Below are 17732 nucleotides of genomic sequence, written 5' to 3' on the forward strand. Positions count from 1 at the left end.
AGCAATGGAAAAATTATCCGGCGCCAGCATGATTGTGCGCTCGTTAATCGATGAAGGCGTAAAGCACATCTTTGGCTACCCTGGTGGCTCAGTTTTAGACATCTACGATGCGCTACACAAAGATTCAGGTGTAGAACATATCCTCGTAAGACATGAACAAGCAGCAGTACATATGGCCGATGGTTATGCTCGCGCCACCGGTGAAGTTGGTGTAGTACTCGTGACATCAGGTCCTGGTGCCACTAACGCGATTACCGGTATTGCCACCGCTTACATGGACTCAATTCCATTAGTGGTTTTATCAGGCCAAGTCCCGAGTAACTTAATTGGTAATGATGCATTCCAAGAATGTGACATGATTGGTATTTCTCGCCCTATCGTTAAGCACAGCTTTTTAGTTAAAGATCCCCGCGAAATTCCTGAAACCATTAAGAAAGCTTTTTACATTGCAGCCACTGGTCGTCCAGGTCCTGTCGTTGTCGATTTACCAAAAGATTGCTTAAGCCCAGACGTATTGCATGATTATGTCTACCCAGAAAGCGTTAATATGCGTTCGTATAACCCGACAACCGTTGGCCATAAAGGTCAAATCCGCCGTGGATTACATGCCTTATTATCGGCTAAAAAACCGGTGTTATATGTCGGCGGTGGCGCGATTATTTCGGGCTGTGACCAACAGATTATTACCCTTGCTGAAAAACTCAACATTCCGGTGATTAATACCTTAATGGGCCTCGGCGCATTTCCAGGTACTCACCCTCAATGTTTAGGAATGTTAGGGATGCACGGTTTGTATGAAGCCAATATGGCGATGCATAACTGTGACTTAATTTTCGGTATTGGGGTTCGTTTTGATGACCGTACCACCAATAATGTTGAAAAATATTGCCCTAACGCGACAATCTTGCATATCGATATTGATCCAGCATCTATTTCCAAAACTATTCGGGTTGATATACCGATTGTAGGATCAGCTGAAAATATCCTAGATAGCATGCTAGCGCTGTTAGATGACACACAAAAAACCAACGACACTGAAGCACTTGATGCCTGGTGGGTTGATATTAATAAGTGGCGCGAGAAAAAGTGCTTAGCTTATGATAAAACAACCGATCGTATTAAGCCGCAGCAAGTTATTGAAACACTGTACAAACTGACTAATGGTGATGCTTACGTGACCTCCGATGTGGGTCAGCACCAAATGTTTGCCGCGCTTTACTATCCATTTGATAAACCACGTCGCTGGATAAACTCCGGCGGTTTAGGCACCATGGGCTTTGGTTTACCTGCAGCCATGGGCGTTAAAATGGCAATGCCAGATGAAACGGTTGTCTGTGTTACAGGTGATGGTTCAATCCAAATGAACATTCAAGAGCTTTCAACAGCGCTGCAATATGACACCCCAGTAAAAATCATTAATTTGAATAACCGTTTCTTAGGTATGGTTAAGCAATGGCAAGATATGATTTATTCAGGTCGTCACTCACACTCCTATATGGATTCAGTGCCTAACTTTGCCAAAATTGCTGAAGCTTATGGCCATGTTGGCATGACGATTAGTGATCCTAACGAATTAGAATCGAAATTGGCTGAAGCATTAGCAATGAAAGACAAGTTAGTCTTTGTTGATATTAGCGTTGATGAAACAGAGCATGTTTATCCAATGTTGATCCGTGGAGAAGCAATGAAAGATATGTGGTTAAGTAAAACGGAGAGAAGCTAATGCGTCGTATTATTTCTGTATTATTAGAAAACCAACCAGGAGCATTGTCTCGTGTGGTTGGACTGTTTTCTCAACGTGGCTACAACATCGAAAGCTTAACGGTTGCACCCACTGAAGACACCACATTGTCGCGTTTAAATATTACCGTGAATGCTGAAGCGAATGTGCACGAACAAATTGAAAAGCAGCTTCATAAGCTAATCGATATTTTAAAAGTCTCTAACATTACTGAAAATGCTCATATTGAACGTGAATTAGCATTAGTAAAAGTGAAAGCGCAAGGTGAAATCCGTGAAGAAGTGAAGCGCACTGCTGATATCTTCCGTGGTCAAATTGTTGATGTAACAGCAACCTTATATACCATTCAAATGGCAGGCACTAGTGATAAAATTGATGCCTTCATTGGCGCTTTAGCCGAAGTCACTAAAGTCATTGAAGTTTCTCGCTCAGGCGTTGTGGGTCTTGCCCGTGGTGAGAAAGTCATGAAAGCGTAGTGCTTAATATTCACACAACTAAGCACCAGTCTGTATTTGTAAAAACTTAACGATAAAGGGAGCTAACTAGCTCCCTTTTTAATGGCAAAATTTTATAGGTAACCACCCGAAATCTTCGATGTAGACTATATTGATTGACTCAAACTTTGGCTCATACTTTACCTCATACCTAAGCTCATACCTTGACTCTCATTATGGGCTTTATGTTTAAAGCGAAAACAGCCCTACCCTATATTTTACTCACTCTGTTATACTACACAGCTATTCTTTACCACTGCACCATGAATAATGGCTAAACCAAGCATTAAACATCGCTGACAGTGTTGTTAATTATCATTTTACTTTACCCGAGATTACACATGCCATTTTCGAAGCTGGGATTAAGCGATCCAATAATCAGTGCTCTTAATTCTTTAGGTTATACCAAGCCAACTCCCATTCAATCTAAGGCTATACCTGTTGCTTTATCGGGTAAAAATATCATTGCTGCGGCGCAAACGGGTACCGGTAAAACGGCCAGCTTTGTTTTGCCAATTATCGAACGCTTTAAAGACCCCCATAACGTACGTGGCAAGCGCGTAAAGGCTCTGGTATTAGCCCCTACCCGTGAACTTGTGATTCAAGTTGAACAAAATATTCAGAAATACAGCCAAAACTTATCGATTAACTCGATGGTAATGTATGGCGGTGTCGACAGTAATGCCCAAAAGCAAAAGTTGCTTGAAGGTATTGATATCCTTGTGGCAACGCCAGGACGTTTACTTGATTTATACACCCAGCGCGCAGTTAACTTTGATGAACTCGAAGTCTTAGTGCTTGATGAAGCCGATAGAATGTTAGATATGGGCTTTATTGAAGATATTAACCGTATCATTGAGTTGCTGCCTGACGAACGTCAAAACATGTTGTTTTCAGCAACCTTGTCAAACCAAGTCCGCGCACTCGCTAAAACAGCAATGCGCAGCCCTGTACAGATTTCTGTGGTTGAAGATGCAGAAGCGGCGCCAAAGATTGACCAATGGTTAGTGACTGTTGATAAAGAAAAGAAATCAGCCTTACTGAGCCAATTAATTAAAGACAACGATTGGAAACAAGCACTGATCTTTATCGAAACAAAACACGGCGCAGCCAAACTTGTGACTCAACTTGAAAAACGCGGCATTGTTGCTGAGTCTTTCCATAGTGGTCGCAGCCAGCCAATTCGTGAGCAATTACTTAAAGATTTTAAAGACGGTAACATTACCTATCTTATTGCCACTGGTGTCGCTTCTCGTGGTATTGATATTGATGACTTACCTATCGTGATTAACTACGACTTACCGTTCCCTGCTGATGATTATGTTCATCGTATTGGCCGTACAGGTCGTGCTGGCGCGTCAGGTATTGCAGTGTCATTAGTATCAAAAGATGACTTTAAAAACCTTTGCGCTATTGAGCGCCGCTTAGGTCATTTAATTGTACGTAAAGAAGTTGAAGGTTTTGAAGTACGCAAAGAAGTGCCGATTTCAATTTTAGATTTTGTACCAAAGAACGCCAAAATGCCAAAAGCTAAAACTGATGATAAGCCAACACTTTCACGTGGTAAGTCAGACAAACCTAAGAATAATCATTACGATAAAAATAAAGCCAAACGCTTTAATAAAGAGAGCAGTAACAGAGACTCTGCCAATGTGTATGGCAATCCAAGAAACACTGACAAGTCATCTGACAGAAACAGTGCCAGAAGCAGTGAAAGAAGCTTTGAGAAAGGTACGGATAAAAAGAGTGAAAGCTCAAGTAACTCAGTCCCTAATGGCAGCGGTACCGTGAACCCTTGGGGTAAGTAACCCGCTGTTATTATCTAAGCTATGTTCGTTTGTTAACTAACTTAGAAAACAAACCCGCTTGGGTTTACTGAGAAGTTAGATTTACTTAAAAGAAAAACTAAAGCGCAGCTATTTCTATAGCCGCGCTTTTTTATTACCTTAATTCAATTAACACCCTTAAAGCATTACTATTGAGTAATCGCCACTCGCCAGGGTGGATTTATTCTATTTTCTCCAGCCCAGTAGAGTTTAATTTTATTCCCTGATGGATCAAACAAAATAGCTTCGCGCCACAAGTAAGGTTGATCAACAGGTAATTGTTCGAATTTAATACCTTTAACAACAAGCTCAGCAACCCATTTATCTAACTGCTCATGTTCAAAATAGATAACACTGCGGTGTTGATTATCCATGGACAATTGTTGATCTAGCCTTAGTGAAAAAGTGGCATCTCCATCAGGGCAAACATAACGCGCATAGTGATCCGTTTTAACGATTTGGGTAAAACCCATTGTTAAATAGAACTCACAACAATCCTGCATATTGAACACGCTTAGTGTGACTTGGTTTAATCGCATAAAATTCCTCCCAGCCCACTAAACACTATGAATAAATATTTCTTTCACTGGGGATATCCGTTAAATATTCAACAAACTCTACTTCATATCCATTAGGGTCTATGTAGTAAACACTTTTGTAATTGGTATCTTTTCCTCCATGAATGGCAATGTCAAAATCTGCTGCTGTTAAACGAAATATTAAACTGTCTAAGTTTGTCACCACATAGGCAAAATGGGCGAGCCCTAAATCATAACCTTCATTTGGCCGCATTTTGCCTTTACCATTATCATTAAAGGATAAATAATTATGATCATCACCAAAATGCAGCCATTTTCGGTGCACCCCATGCCATTCGCTTTCGCCACCACCTCGCACACTCCAATGTGGAAACGCTGCTCGATAGAACATTAAAGTCTCTTCTAAATCATTTACCACCAAATTTAAATGCTCTAAACGCATCATTATATTCCTTATCATTCATTAATTAATTAATCACGATTTATGAAACCTAGCGCTACTTGTTCATCATCGTAAGAGTAAAAACCTCCCGGCTTTTCCTTATAATCTGTTCGATGGCAATTGATGAATCATGGCGTTGATTTTTTGTCTGGATACCGTTTTTTTGTGAACCATCTTCAGCGCTTACTGATTTGCTATGCACAAGGTTTTCCAATTGCTTAGCTGAAATGCTTAATGCTGTCATCTTGTCTCCTCCATGAGGTTTGCTATTAGAATTAAATTCAACAAGCTACTTCAGAATTAAAATATGAGTATTAGCTTGTTGTGATATAGTGTCACTATAAAACCTCAACCTAAGTTGAGGTAAAGCACTATTTTCATATTTGAGGAAATAATTTGATGTTAGATGAATTCGACTTAACAGTGGGACAAGTGGCTAAACGCTGCGGGATAAAAGTGTCTAACTTGCATTTTTATGAATCAAAAGGGCTAATTAATAGTTTAAGAAATCAAGGCAATCAAAGACGTTATAAGCGTGATGTCATTAGACGGATATCAGTCATTAAAGCGGCGCAGAAAATGGGTGTCAGTTTAGAAGAAATAAAGCAGGCATTTGGTTTTCTACCGAATGAACGTACTCCTAATAAGGATGACTGGACAAAGCTATCAATGGCTTGGCAAGATAAATTAACCCAAAAGATAACTTACCTCACCAACTTACGAGACTCGTTAAATGGCTGTATTGGCTGCGGATGTTTATCAATGACAAGTTGCCCGATATATAACCCAAATGATGAACTCGGTGATGATGATGTTGGATCGGTCATCCTAGATAGAGCGCTCAAGAATAACTGATACCTAAACTTAATAATCTGAACTAGTGACGCTTAATACTGAGTTCATCCCCTTCAACCCCTGCATAAAACACTAGAATCTCCACAGACTCCTTTCCTTCATTTTTGCCATAGTGCCATTTACCGACCAACTCAATTAATGTATCACCAGGCTTCATCTTTAGGACCTCATTGGTTTCAGATACAACAGTAAGTTCACCCTTTAACAAATAGCCTGCATTTATCAACGGATGCTTATGAAATGGTAAGGTAGTATTAGGTGCTATCGTGACCTTTATAATCGAAATTTCTGGCTGTCCACGCCCATAAGCAGGTAACGTCGAGCCATCCCAGCTTGTCGTGCTTTTTGATAATAAATCAACTTTGATGGCATCACTTTTTTTATCTATCTTTACGCCTTCACTCAAGTCTGAACTTAATACGCTAAAAGGCAGTATTAGTAATAAAAAACTTACACAGAGTTTATTGATAATATCCATATTAAAAAACCTAATCTATTGAGTTAAAGATGAATTTTCAGCAGTTACAGCCTTTAAATAATCAGTTAATTTAAAACATAATTCGACATATTGTATTGATTCAGACTTACCGACTTCAAACCCTTTCGCGTGAGCGACCTTGTTACGTAACTGCCTTAATTCACTGAATAGCTTTCCTTTTTTAGTATCAATAATGTCACCTTGGACGAGTATATTTTCAATATGCTTATATCGCGTATTCAAATCCAGCTTTACATCACTAATACGAGACTTAATCAATACTTCAGCCGCTTCATCGACAGTTTCCCATGCTTCTAGTACTGCTGAATTGGGCAGGTTTTCGGTCGCCGCGATTAAGATTGATTTCTTATCTTGTTTGAGCTCAGGAAATGCGCGTGCTGCATTTTGAGAGGCCGCCTTTAATTCTTGGCCGAACTCCACTTCAAATTCTTTGAATTTCAATTTTTTGGCTAAGGGTATCAATGCGGCTAGTGGACGATGTAATCGATAGATGCAAAAAATAACCACGACCGGCCAAACTAACTTATCGATTAACTCTATTAAAAATTGCATCCAACTCATTAATTATCCCTTAACTCTTTATCAGTACATTGCGTTTTACGGTAGAAAAAACCAACTACACAGGTTGCGTAAATGTTAGCGTCGTTATAGTAACGGCGCTAAACTTATGATGTAAAGAGTCGTTCTAATGATTTATTTCTAAGAAATTGATTAAGTTAACTAAATACAAATCAATTAGGAAACACTTACACAGTAGTGCTTTAAAGGGCTCGGGGTTAACACTGAAATGATGAATAAATCTTGAGGCATTAGATCTAAATTTAAGTCTGCAATGGTAACTAAATTGCATACGCTAGAAACTAAAAAGCCCAATTAGTAACATAATTCTAATTGGGCAAAATATCAGGGAAGATGTGGAACTATTGCGCTCTAATTATCCGGGAAGATAACAGAGCGCCGAACAAAATTAGCTTTCGATTGTGTTGCTGCTATTAGTGTTGCTAATGTTAGTATTGCCACTATTGATTTGGATTTTACGCGCTTTCAACGCTTCTGGAATTTCTCTCATTAAATCAATATTTAAAAGGCCATTTTCTAATTCAGCACCATCAACTTTTACATGGTCAGCTAATTGGAATGTACGTTCGAATCCACGTTCTGCGATACCTTGATGTAGATATTTACGTTCATCATTTACAGCTGCTACTTTACTGCCTTTAACAAGTAACTTGTCACCTTCGCTGGTGATATCAAGTTCATCCATGCTAAATCCAGCAACCGCCATAGTAATACGGTAACGATTTTCGCCGAGTAATTCGATGTTGTAAGGAGGGTAACCAGTGTTACCATTTTGTACTGCTGCATGCTCGGCCATTTTAGCTAAACGGTCAAAACCAATCGCACTACGATAAAGAGGGGTTAAATCTGGAGTTACGTTAAATTTGCGCATAATCATATCCTTGTCTAAAGCAATATGTGAAAAATAAAATCACATGCCAATATTGGCGGTTTGTCATTACCCTTGCGGCATAATGGTAGTTAGTACCTCTATTGAGCGTGCTAACTTATAACTAGATATGAGAACGAATTTTTATTTTTCAAGTAAACAGCTAAAATTAATTTCAAAAAACTCACAAGTAAAAAATTTAAACATTTAATTTCAACGCTTTAAGCTGAAATTAAAATATAAAAAAGGCAACCAATTGGTTGCCTTAAATGTTTAAACAAAATAATTCTGTCTACTGTTTAGTAAATACTACAACCTAAATCACTTTTAGATTGGGTGAATTTCACTTCACCATTAGGTTCGTAATCGGCAACATTAATCGTTTTCTGTTGTTTAATGTATTCATACAATTCAATCGCATCAACATAACCCGCTTCTAGAATATTAATTTTCGGGTAATTGTCGCCACCTGCAGCACTAAAACTCGGGATAGAAAACCGATACTGGCCGTTAATATCAAATGGTTGATTATTAATACTATGAATTTCAACACTTCTGTCTCGACACTTAACCGTCATATCAATACCGTAGAACTGTGCATATGCACCACTAGTACGGGTTTTACTGGCAACATTAGAAAGATACTTAATCAGTTTTTCACCTGACATTTCAGCTAAACCAATGGTATTGGAAAAAGGTTGTACCGTAAGCACATCACGATAGGCAACATCACCAGCTGTGATAGATGCTCTTACGCCACCTGAGTTCATGATGCCAAAATCAGCAAATACTTTACTGCTGTGAACTTTAGCAATTAAGCGACCTAAGTTAGTTTGTTGTGAGCGGACGACTTTTCGGTCGCCTTCTAATAAACCATCAACCTTGCCGATAAGTACATCGAGTTCAGCACTACCCTTTTGTTGAAATGGTAATAATGCAGCTTCTACATCAGGGTTACGTACATAAAAGTCCGCTACTGGATCTGCTAGCTTTTTACCGAATGCTGTTCTTTTTAAATTGATAGGAATTAATTCGTAATCAATTAAGTATAATTTGCCATTAATGTACTCAAAGTCAGCACGCCCAACAAAGCGGCCCCATTCGTGTGCCTGCATGATCCAAGTACCATTTTGCTTATCAGGGCGACAAGAACCACCCGCTTTGAATCTCTTATCATACTCACTGTTTCGGCCACTCATACAAACAGGGTTCTGTGAATGTCCGCCGATGATGGCATTAAGCTCACCTTCATTAAGTGCTCTTGCCATACTGACATCACCTGGCGCATTACTGCCAAATTCGCCGTCCTGATAATGCCCCATATGGGTTGCTGCAAAAACTAAATCGACGCTTTCATCTGCTTTAATTTGTTTGAGCAGTTTTTTCATTTCTGCAATAGGATCGGTAAACAGTAAAGATTCTGTATTTTGCGGGTTGGTTAACTTAGGTGTGTCATTGGTGGTTAGTCCCACAACAGCAATATCAATACCGCCAACTTTGAAGACTTTATAAGGTTCAAAATAACGTTCATTGGTGTCTTTATCGTAAATATTGGCCGCTAACATTGGGAATGTGGCTAACTCAGCTTGCTCAGCTAATACAGACAGTGGATTATCAAATTCGTGGTTACCGACAGCCATAGCATCGTAACCAATCATGTTCATACCAATAAAGTCAGGTATTGCATTTTGTAAGTCCGATTCTGGTACGCCGGTATTGATATCACCACCCGATAGCACAAGTGTATGACCCCCATCAGCAGCAACTTCTTTACGGATACCATCGATTACGGTAAACCGTGCAGCCATACCGTACTCGCCAGCTTTATTGTGCCAAAAACGGCCATGATTATCGTTGGTGTGCAAGACTGTAAATTTTGTACAGTTATCATCATTACAATCAGGTCTAGGCTCGCAGCCTGACAGAAAAACTAACATTGTGATGACAGCCAGTAGACTCGGAATTATTCTTATCATTATGTAACCCGTAAACGTTCTATTTTATAAAGGTGGTCAGTTCGAATAACGTAATCAAACCCATTACAAAAACTGCTACACATTCTAACAAAATACCATCAATTAATGTATTTATTTTATAAACATAATCATAAATAACAATGATTTAGTTATATCGTATATACACCGATTGTCCCATGTTTAAGACGGGGCTATAACATTCAATGTATTTAACAGGATATAAAAAAAGGCTACACATCAAAATGATGATAAGCCTTTTATTTTTAGCGATTTTATTTAAAATGATATAGAGAAAGCATTGTACTTAATTAAAAACAGTCACCTATATATCGTTAAAACATTAGCAAAGCTTGTCAGTGATCCATTGGCCAATTTTTGACAATTGCTCCGGAATAACACTGTGAGGCATAGGGTAAGTTTTCCACTGAGTGTCATAGCCTGCATTAATTAAGGCATCGTATGCCATTTTGCCAGCAAATAAGGGCACCACTTCATCTTGCTCACCATGATTTTGTAATAATGGCGTTTTACTATTAGCAACACTTAACCCCTCAGGTAGCACATCTCCAGCAGGTAAATAACAAGATAAAGCCATGATCCCAGCAAGCGATGTCTCAAACCTAAGACCTGTAAATAGACTCATTACTCCGCCTTGGCTAAATCCCGCAAGGATAATATTTTCTGCTTTTATTCCTGACTTTATCTGTTCATTAATCAACGCCTTGATAGAGACTTCTGATGCCAAAACACCCTCAATATCAGCCCTATCATGAAGATCCATGCTTTTAATGTCATACCAAGAACGCATCACATACCCATTGTTAATGGTAACGGCTTGCTCTGGAGCATGAGGAAAAACAAAACGAATGGCGTGATTATCTGGCAAACCCAAGATTGGAACCACTGGGGCAAAACCTGCACCTGAATCACCTAGGCCATGAAGCCAAATTACACATGATTGAGCTGCTGTTGTAGGCTCAACTGTTATACGCTCTAATGGTGTTGTCACCGACGACATAATAAAATCCTTTATGATGAATTGCGGCTATCTTATACCAATCTTTATTGACCGTTAAGCTTCAAATAAAAAAGGTAGCCGAAGCTACCTTTTCATTGTTATAACAGTTTACAAATTCAAGAATTATTGAGCACAACTCTTAACAAGCGAACCGCTACGATAGAAGTTCAATTGACCTTCGACTGGAGCGTAATCAGCAGCTGTAATATCAGGATTAGCCACAAAGTATTCACGGAAAACAGCGGCATCCATTAGCTGTGTATCAATGTAGTTAGGGTGTTGATTAATTACAGGGTAATCGTCACCACCAGCAGCACTAAAATGAATTACTGAGAAAGTATAATTTTCATTTTCATCAAATGAACGTCCACCTAAAGAAGCAATATCGACACTACCAGCATCACAATCAACATCCATTGCAACATCATTCAATTGTGGGAATCCGCCACCAGTTTTAACAGCAATAGCCGCTAAGTAATCTTCAACTTCAGCGCCTGTCATAGTGACATATGAGACGAAGTTACCAAAAGGTTGAACCGTTAATACGTCACGGTATGAAATATCACCTTCTGCGATAGAAGCACGGATGCCACCAGAGTTCATCACACCAAAATCAGCAGTTACATTGAAGTTTTTAGTCACAAATTCTGAATATGCCGTTGTTAGCAAGTTACCTAAGTTAGTCTGTTCGGCACGAACTACTTCACGATCGCCTTCTAGCTTGCCATCCGTGTAAGAAATAATAACATCAAGTAACTCTTGGCCACGTTCTTGGTATGGCAGAAGCAAATCATAGACTGATTGGTCTTTTTCTATTTCTTCAGTAATGAAAACTAAATCACCGTTTTCATCTTCAGTCTTCAAATTGATTGGAATTAATGAGTAGTTTGCTAGCGTGAGCTCTCCATCCATGTATTCAAAATCTGCACGACCAACATACTTACCCCATTCATGTGCTTGCATGATATAGGTACCATTTTGTTGATCAGGTTTGCATTCATCACCAGGATTAAAATCTGCATACTCATCACCTTCCATACAAACAGGGTTTTGAGAATGACCACCAATGATCGCTTGTAATTGACCTTCTTCTACTGAACGAGCTAGCATCACATCACCAGCAGCTTCAGTACCGTGATTGCCGTCAGCATAATGACCCATGTGAGTCACAGCAAACACCATATCAACATCTTCATTGGCTTCAATTTCAGCAAGTACTTTAGGCAGTTCTACTTGAGGATCGGTAAACGCTAAATTTTCAACATTTTCTGGATTAACAATTTTTGGTGTATCAACTGTTGTGAAACCAATAATCGCCACTTTTAAGCCGTTAATTTCAAATACACGGTAAGGCTCAAAGTAACGTTCTTCAGCATTCTTATCATAAATATTTGCTGCCAACATAGGGAAGTTAGCTAATGTAGCCTGCATGTCTAACGTGCTGAGTACATTATCAAATTCATGGTTACCGACTGCCATAGCATCATAACCAAGAAGATTCATTCCCATAAAATCAGGGATTGCTTGTTGCATGTCTGATTCAGGAACGCCGGTGTTAATATCACCACCAGATAAAAGAATTGTTTCCCCACCCGTACTTTCTACTTCATGGCGGATCTGATCAATAACCGTTTTTCGAGCCGCCATACCGTACTCGCCATCGCCATTTTCCCAGAAACGGCCATGATTATCATTGGTGTGAATAACGGTAAAGCTAGTACATGCATCACCAGCAGCTTCACAGGCTGTTAGGTTTTTATCATCGTCGTCATTGCTACAACCCGATAACGCAGCAAGTACAGCCGTGGCAACTAGTCCTTTATACAACATATTTTTCATGATCTAACCCCTAATCAATTTGATTTTTTTAATGTACGAGCCATCCAGCTCATTACTGAATATTATCAAACACTGGACTAGTTTCATGTCTATTTTATTACAAAGCGTGACATTTAACGCAATAACAACAATAACTTACAACCATTACTACATCGGGTTTGAGAACAGTTAACAAGCTCATCATTAAAAAGACAAACGGCCATTAATGAAGTGAATACCTGTTGAGCTATAAGCATATGATATAGCAGCACTAAAAAATCAAGCTGCCCATCACTACATTGTCCCCAATTAAGAACACACTGTATTAAATTTAGTTGCAGTTCATTTTTGTAACATTTGACATTTATTTTTGATCGAGTAGTTATTATCTTTTACATCGAATTAATCGAAATTTATCACCCATTTTTTAATCTTTTATTCGATTAAATCGTAAACTAGCATTAGCTGATTAATTAAAGTGATTAGGTGGTGAAAGTGGGTTTATTACAAAATGGCCAATGGGTCGATCAGTGGTACACAACCAAAGGGAATAATGGAAAATTTCAGCGAGAAGATGCTCAGTTGCGAAATTGGATTACCAAAGATGGCTGTGCTGGCTTAAGTGGCTCTGACGGATTAAAAGCTGAGGCTGGACGTTACCATTTATACGTTTCATTAGCCTGCCCTTGGGCCCACCGCACCTTAATATTTCTGCAGTTAAAGCAACTCACAGCTTTAATTGGTGTCACGGTTGTCGAACCGCATATGTTAACAAATGGCTGGGAGTTTGCTGGAAAAAACCAATCAACAGAAGCTAATGCGATAAATGGCGCCAATCCAGATCCATTATTTAATAAAGACTATCTCTATCAAATTTATCAAATAGCTAAACCTGATTATAATGGTCGCGTAACGGTTCCCGTTTTGTGGGATAAGCAGCTTAATACCATTGTGAGTAATGAATCATCAGAAATCATTCGCATGTTTAATGAAGCTTTTAATGAGATTACCGTAAATGAAGAAGACTATTACCCAGATGATTTGCGTACAAATATTGACGAATTGAATAGTGTTATATATGCCAAGATTAATAATGGGGTTTATCGCAGCGGTTTTGCCACAAGCCAACAAGCCTACGAAGACGCAGTTATTCCACTGTTTGAATGTTTAGATCAGCTAGAACTTCGATTATCGAATCAACGTTATTTATTGGGGGATATCATTACCGAAGCAGATTGGCGACTTTTTACCACCTTGATTCGATTTGACTGTGTTTATGTGGGTCATTTTAAAACCAACATACGCACAATAGAGTCTTACCCTAATTTGTCTCAATATTTAAGAGACTTATATCAGCAGCCTGGCATTGCTGCTACGGTGAACTTTGAACATATAAAACAGCATTATTATTTTAGTCATCAGCATATCAACCCGACACAAGTGGTCCCTGTGGGGCCTGATATTGATTATTTAAGCCCTCATAATCGTCAGCGATTCTCACGGTAACAGAGTGATATAAACGATCAATATTGCAGTAGGTAAGTAATTATATTCAGAGCTCAATCTGAGTACTTAATCTAAATGCTTATTCTGCTGCGATACCCATCACTTCAATCGCTTCATAAAACTGCTGAGCAGTATCAAGTTTCATGCTCCAGCGAACCACGCCTGCATCAGCAATGAGCATCAAGCTATCACTTAAGCATCTCATATCATCAACCATTGCGGTAAGCACAATGTTATTCATGTTTAAACGGCATTGTATTTCGAACGGAGTCACAACTAATTTACCTTGAGAAAATTCAATAATCATTCAACGACTTCTTATAAATTCCAATAAAAATCCCAAGCACATAAATATACTTGGGATTACACTTTTAGGTTATACAACAGCAGGATTAGTGCTGATGACCACCCTCACCGTGTGAATGACCGTGTGCAATTTCTTCATCAGTTGCATCACGAAAATCAACGACTTCGATATCAAACGTTAACTCACGACCCGCTAATGGGTGGTTAGTGTCAATCGTTGCCATGAATTTACCCATTTTAACGATAGTGACTTGGCGTTGACCATCTTCAGTATTGATGATTGCAGGCATGCCCACTTTCCATACTTTAGCGCCTTGCAAGTGTTTAACTGAAACACGTTGCTCTGCACCTTCTTGGCGCTCACCGTATGTTTGTGCTGCAGGAAGTGTCACAGTGAATTTTTCACCGGCATCTTTACCTGTAATCGCATCTTCAACACCTGGCATCATGTTGTCATTGCCATGTAAATAAGCGATTGGAGAGCCGCCTTCGTTAGTTTCAATAACTTCACCTTGTTCATCGCGAAGGGTGTAGTTGAATCGTACGACCATGTTGTCTTGAGCGCTCATCGAATGTCCTTTGTTTACTTCGATTTCAATAGTTGGCGCAGCTTAACAAATACCCCATTAAGCTGCCAGTAAAAATGCCGAAGCAAATCGGCTTAACTGTTAAGGTTTAACCTTTAAGGAGTAATCGTAACGCCCAGCGCTTCAAACGTTTTAGCATCAGGAAAACCATCAGCTACTATGTTTTTGCTACGCTGAAAAGCTTGAACGCCAGCAATAGAATTACGGCCTAATACACCATCAGGCTTACCCACATCAAAACCTAAATCGTTTAACTTCGCTTGCATCACTTTTATGTCACTGCGATTAAACAAACCATGATCTGGAGCGCTCACTTTAAGTGGTGCGGCGCCATTAATGCGATCCGCTAAATGCCCTACTGCAATGGCGTAAAACTCAGAACGGTTCCAGCGCATAATGACATCGAAATTGTCATAACCTAAAAATGCCGGACCAGTATGCCCAGATGGGACATATAAAGACGCTTCCATTTCAGGTGTTGAAAGTGGATTGCCATTCGCTTGCTTAAGATTTAATGCGGCCCAATCCGTTAATGGTTTAGGGTGCTTGCTGCCTAAGTATTGATAATCGTAGTTTTCAGGGAGTAAAATTTCACGACCCCAACGCTCATTCGCTTTCCAACCAAGCTGTTGTAAGAAGTTTGCCGCTGACGTTAATGCATCATCGGTGCTATTCCATAAATCAACTTTGCCATCGCCATCACCATCAACCGCGTATTTAGCATAATTGGTTGGCATGAATTGGGTGTGCCCCATCGCGCCAGCCCAAGACCCAACCATGGTGGCTTCGTCAAAACCGTATTTTTCTTTAAGCTTCAGTGCTTGCATTAACTCTTTGGTAAAATAATCACTACGACGTGGGTCACAAGCTAAAGTCGCTAATGAATTTAACACCGACATTTTGCCTTTATAACCACCAAAGTTTGTTTCAAGCCCCCAAAACGCAATGATGTATTGCCCAGGTACGCCGTACTCTTTTGTGAGGTTATTTAATAATGCTCTGTGCTCAGCAAGTAAACGGCGACCTTCTTCAACGCGCCAATTGGTGACACGTTTATTAAAGTAGTTACCAAAGGTGGTGCTAAATTCCGGTTGCTGGTTATCAAGCTCTATTACTCGAGGTATAAATTTGAGGTTAGCAACGCTGGTATTAATAGTTTGTTCAGACAAACCTTCAGAGCGCGCTTTGACTTTGAGCTTATCAACACATTGAGAAAAATCATCAGCAGCAAAAGAATGAAAGCTAGCAAAACTAGATATGAGTAAAGCTGATGTAAATAAAGTAGGAAATCTGAGAGTCACCATAAATGAATACTTCTACAAAACAATGAATAGCCACATCGTGACTGATAGCGCAAAAGGAAACAAGGGCAAAGCCCGTTAAATCAATGAATTTTTGTTTTTGTTTATTTGATTTGGTCACAGAAGATTAATAGTGTTTTGTATTGATTAGGGTTAACGTATAATGCTTAAGTTAATTGAAAACTTCTAAGAGACTAATCATGATTGAACTAACACCTGCAGTTGTAAGCTTTATTGAAAATGTTAAAAAGCATCAAGTCCTTTGGGCTTTGGCGGATGAAACGGGTGAAGGTTGGGTTGTTTGTGACTCTTCAGAATTTGATAATACCGATGTTATGCCTATATGGTCATTAGAAGCAGCTGCGGCATCGCACTGTACTGAAGAGTGGTCAGAATACAAAGCGGTAGAAATTAGCATCGATGACTTTTTAGAATTTTGGGTTGGCGATTTAAATGAAGACGGCGTGTTAATTGGTCTTGATTGGGTTGCAAACGAAGATTGTTTAGAAGCAGACCCGATTGAACTAGCAAAAGAGCTAGTTGAAATCGAAGCTGAATAATAGGCCTTATCGGTTTATATAACGCTGCTAAATTAAGCTGCTGCAGTTCTTAAAGAACTAAAGCAGCTTTTTTGTGAACAGATTTAACGACATTAACAAAAATAAAAAAGGTTTATTGTGAATCACTTACCACCTTTGATTGATATCCCATTTGATCTCCGTCACCAGTGCTGGTTTTGCGCAGAGCCCAGTAATGATGTTTTTAGTTATTATGCTAAACCTTCAACACCACACCCTTCATTGACACTACCCGCCTGTAATGAATGTGCCCGATTAGCCAAAAAGAACTTACTAACATCTATTTGGGATTGTAGGGATGCAGTTAAAGACGACTTAATGCGTATTTACCACAAAGATTTAGCGATTGGCATTAATTGGACTGAAGAAGAATTAGCAGAATCAGGTTTTGATTGTCGTATTTTATCTGGTTTTAAAGAAAGTGCATGGATGATGTACAACATCGCAAAAGGCCGCATTAATGCTAGAGGCTGGCCATTGGTACTTAACGCTGTAGATATTGAACAGGGATACAGTGCGGTATTCGAATTTGACGGATTACAATTCAATACTCTGACAAAAGCGATTAACCACTATTGTGAAACCTTGATGCTGAATAAGCCGCTATTATGTGAGTTACTCAATGTGGTTGGTAAAGAAAAGTTCTCTTACGCTATCAGGTTGTGTCGCATGAATATTGGTATTACTAAAGAACACCAACGTTTACTTATTGAGCAAGTAAAACAAGAGTTTGCACAATAAAAACAGTGATGAGATTAACCCGATAATGATGAACAAAAAAGAGTGCTATTTGCACTCT

19 protein-coding genes are annotated in these 17732 nt (G+C 39.2%); 7 read left to right on the forward strand and 12 right to left on the reverse strand.

Going from position 1 to position 17732, the window contains the following annotated elements; all coding sequences use genetic code 11:
* Nucleotides 1-4: 4 nt before the first annotated feature.
* From FPK91_RS04615 to FPK91_RS04625, 3 genes are all read left to right on the forward strand, one after another.
* A complete protein-coding gene (locus tag FPK91_RS04615) occupies nt 5-1723 on the forward strand; it encodes an acetolactate synthase 3 large subunit (RefSeq protein WP_144208647.1) in 1719 nt (572 codons plus the stop codon).
* Nucleotides 1723-2217, forward strand: a complete 495-nt coding sequence (gene ilvN / locus FPK91_RS04620) for an acetolactate synthase small subunit (RefSeq protein ID WP_144208650.1) — start codon at nt 1723-1725, stop codon at nt 2215-2217. The genes FPK91_RS04615 and ilvN overlap by 1 nt, the downstream gene beginning before the upstream one ends.
* Nucleotides 2218-2576: 359 nt before the next feature.
* Nucleotides 2577-4043: a DEAD/DEAH box helicase gene (locus tag FPK91_RS04625; protein ID WP_144208654.1), complete on the forward strand. Its 1467-nt coding sequence runs from the start codon at nt 2577-2579 to the stop codon at nt 4041-4043.
* A 167-nt stretch (nt 4044-4210) separates the two neighbouring features.
* Here the strand turns inward: FPK91_RS04625 and FPK91_RS04630 are convergent, their stop codons facing one another.
* The 3 genes from FPK91_RS04630 to FPK91_RS04640 are packed head-to-tail and all read right to left on the reverse strand — an operon-like array spanning nt 4211 to nt 5286.
* Complete coding sequence (locus FPK91_RS04630) at nt 4211-4600, reverse strand: VOC family protein (protein ID WP_144208657.1); 390 nt, start codon at nt 4598-4600, stop codon at nt 4211-4213.
* A 25-nt stretch (nt 4601-4625) separates the two neighbouring features.
* On the reverse strand, nt 4626-5045 hold the full coding sequence (locus tag FPK91_RS04635) for a VOC family protein (protein ID WP_144208659.1): 420 nt from the start codon (nt 5043-5045) through the stop codon (nt 4626-4628).
* A gap of 52 nt (nt 5046-5097) precedes the next feature.
* On the reverse strand, nt 5098-5286 hold the full coding sequence (locus FPK91_RS04640; RefSeq protein ID WP_144208662.1) for a hypothetical protein: 189 nt from the start codon (nt 5284-5286) through the stop codon (nt 5098-5100).
* A 155-nt stretch (nt 5287-5441) separates the two neighbouring features.
* On the opposite strand from FPK91_RS04640, the gene soxR reads away from it, so the two are divergent.
* Entirely contained in the window at nt 5442-5897 is a 456-nt protein-coding gene (soxR, locus tag FPK91_RS04645; protein ID WP_144208666.1) for a redox-sensitive transcriptional activator SoxR, read from the forward strand.
* Between the two features lie 22 nt (nt 5898-5919).
* Here the strand turns inward: soxR and FPK91_RS04650 are convergent, their stop codons facing one another.
* The 6 genes from FPK91_RS04650 to ushA (FPK91_RS04675) form a co-directional block, all read right to left on the reverse strand.
* Nucleotides 5920-6375: a cupin domain-containing protein gene (locus FPK91_RS04650; protein WP_144208669.1), complete on the reverse strand. Its 456-nt coding sequence runs from the start codon at nt 6373-6375 to the stop codon at nt 5920-5922.
* A 15-nt stretch (nt 6376-6390) separates the two neighbouring features.
* Complete coding sequence (locus tag FPK91_RS04655) at nt 6391-6957, reverse strand: hypothetical protein (protein ID WP_144208672.1); 567 nt, start codon at nt 6955-6957, stop codon at nt 6391-6393.
* A 406-nt stretch (nt 6958-7363) separates the two neighbouring features.
* A complete protein-coding gene (locus tag FPK91_RS04660; RefSeq protein WP_144208675.1) occupies nt 7364-7846 on the reverse strand; it encodes an Hsp20 family protein in 483 nt (160 codons plus the stop codon).
* 296 nt (nt 7847-8142) lie between these two features.
* Entirely contained in the window at nt 8143-9819 is a 1677-nt protein-coding gene (gene ushA, locus FPK91_RS04665; protein WP_227006687.1) for a bifunctional UDP-sugar hydrolase/5'-nucleotidase UshA, read from the reverse strand.
* 340 nt (nt 9820-10159) lie between these two features.
* On the reverse strand, nt 10160-10837 hold the full coding sequence (locus FPK91_RS04670; RefSeq protein ID WP_144208681.1) for an alpha/beta hydrolase: 678 nt from the start codon (nt 10835-10837) through the stop codon (nt 10160-10162).
* A gap of 123 nt (nt 10838-10960) precedes the next feature.
* Nucleotides 10961-12676, reverse strand: coding sequence for a bifunctional UDP-sugar hydrolase/5'-nucleotidase UshA (gene ushA, locus FPK91_RS04675; protein ID WP_144208684.1), 1716 nt, complete (start codon nt 12674-12676; stop codon nt 10961-10963).
* A 474-nt stretch (nt 12677-13150) separates the two neighbouring features.
* Between ushA (FPK91_RS04675) and FPK91_RS04680 the strand changes: the two genes are divergently transcribed.
* Nucleotides 13151-14161: a glutathione S-transferase family protein gene (locus tag FPK91_RS04680; protein ID WP_144208687.1), complete on the forward strand. Its 1011-nt coding sequence runs from the start codon at nt 13151-13153 to the stop codon at nt 14159-14161.
* A gap of 79 nt (nt 14162-14240) precedes the next feature.
* Here FPK91_RS04680 and FPK91_RS04685 read toward each other — a convergent pair whose 3' ends face one another.
* The 3 genes from FPK91_RS04685 to FPK91_RS04695 all read right to left on the reverse strand — a co-directional run bounded on the left by FPK91_RS04685 (nt 14241) and on the right by FPK91_RS04695 (nt 16358).
* Nucleotides 14241-14468 (reverse strand): DUF3389 family protein, encoded by a 228-nt coding sequence (locus FPK91_RS04685; RefSeq protein ID WP_144208690.1) that lies wholly within the window; start codon nt 14466-14468, stop codon nt 14241-14243.
* A gap of 85 nt (nt 14469-14553) precedes the next feature.
* Nucleotides 14554-15036: an FKBP-type peptidyl-prolyl cis-trans isomerase gene (locus FPK91_RS04690; protein WP_144208693.1), complete on the reverse strand. Its 483-nt coding sequence runs from the start codon at nt 15034-15036 to the stop codon at nt 14554-14556.
* A gap of 113 nt (nt 15037-15149) precedes the next feature.
* On the reverse strand, nt 15150-16358 hold the full coding sequence (locus FPK91_RS04695; protein ID WP_144208696.1) for a lytic murein transglycosylase: 1209 nt from the start codon (nt 16356-16358) through the stop codon (nt 15150-15152).
* A gap of 197 nt (nt 16359-16555) precedes the next feature.
* Between FPK91_RS04695 and FPK91_RS04700 the strand changes: the two genes are divergently transcribed.
* Both FPK91_RS04700 and FPK91_RS04705 read left to right on the forward strand, forming a co-directional pair.
* Complete coding sequence (locus FPK91_RS04700) at nt 16556-16915, forward strand: DUF2750 domain-containing protein (RefSeq protein WP_144208699.1); 360 nt, start codon at nt 16556-16558, stop codon at nt 16913-16915.
* A gap of 117 nt (nt 16916-17032) precedes the next feature.
* Nucleotides 17033-17674, forward strand: coding sequence for a hypothetical protein (locus FPK91_RS04705; protein ID WP_144208702.1), 642 nt, complete (start codon nt 17033-17035; stop codon nt 17672-17674).
* Nucleotides 17675-17732 lie beyond the last annotated feature (58 nt).

The organism is Shewanella donghaensis, from assembly GCF_007567505.1.
GTDB classification, from domain to species: domain Bacteria; phylum Pseudomonadota; class Gammaproteobacteria; order Enterobacterales; family Shewanellaceae; genus Shewanella; species Shewanella donghaensis.

Coding starts and splice junctions, on each gene's coding strand:
- ushA (WP_227006687.1), bottom strand. CDS start 9,819: ATGATAAGAATAATTCCGAGTCTACTGGCTGTCATCACAATGTTAGTT.
- FPK91_RS04630 (WP_144208657.1), bottom strand. CDS start 4,600: ATGCGATTAAACCAAGTCACACTAAGCGTGTTCAATATGCAGGATTGT.
- FPK91_RS04695 (WP_144208696.1), bottom strand. CDS start 16,358: ATGGTGACTCTCAGATTTCCTACTTTATTTACATCAGCTTTACTCATA.
- FPK91_RS04690 (WP_144208693.1), bottom strand. CDS start 15,036: ATGAGCGCTCAAGACAACATGGTCGTACGATTCAACTACACCCTTCGC.
- FPK91_RS04660 (WP_144208675.1), bottom strand. CDS start 7,846: ATGCGCAAATTTAACGTAACTCCAGATTTAACCCCTCTTTATCGTAGT.
- FPK91_RS04650 (WP_144208669.1), bottom strand. CDS start 6,375: ATGGATATTATCAATAAACTCTGTGTAAGTTTTTTATTACTAATACTG.
- FPK91_RS04625 (WP_144208654.1), top strand. CDS start 2,577: ATGCCATTTTCGAAGCTGGGATTAAGCGATCCAATAATCAGTGCTCTT.
- FPK91_RS04635 (WP_144208659.1), bottom strand. CDS start 5,045: ATGATGCGTTTAGAGCATTTAAATTTGGTGGTAAATGATTTAGAAGAG.
- FPK91_RS04655 (WP_144208672.1), bottom strand. CDS start 6,957: ATGAGTTGGATGCAATTTTTAATAGAGTTAATCGATAAGTTAGTTTGG.
- FPK91_RS04670 (WP_144208681.1), bottom strand. CDS start 10,837: ATGTCGTCGGTGACAACACCATTAGAGCGTATAACAGTTGAGCCTACA.
- FPK91_RS04685 (WP_144208690.1), bottom strand. CDS start 14,468: ATGATTATTGAATTTTCTCAAGGTAAATTAGTTGTGACTCCGTTCGAA.
- ushA (WP_144208684.1), bottom strand. CDS start 12,676: ATGAAAAATATGTTGTATAAAGGACTAGTTGCCACGGCTGTACTTGCT.
- FPK91_RS04700 (WP_144208699.1), top strand. CDS start 16,556: ATGATTGAACTAACACCTGCAGTTGTAAGCTTTATTGAAAATGTTAAA.
- FPK91_RS04640 (WP_144208662.1), bottom strand. CDS start 5,286: ATGACAGCATTAAGCATTTCAGCTAAGCAATTGGAAAACCTTGTGCAT.
- soxR (WP_144208666.1), top strand. CDS start 5,442: ATGTTAGATGAATTCGACTTAACAGTGGGACAAGTGGCTAAACGCTGC.
- FPK91_RS04615 (WP_144208647.1), top strand. CDS start 5: ATGGAAAAATTATCCGGCGCCAGCATGATTGTGCGCTCGTTAATCGAT.
- ilvN (WP_144208650.1), top strand. CDS start 1,723: ATGCGTCGTATTATTTCTGTATTATTAGAAAACCAACCAGGAGCATTG.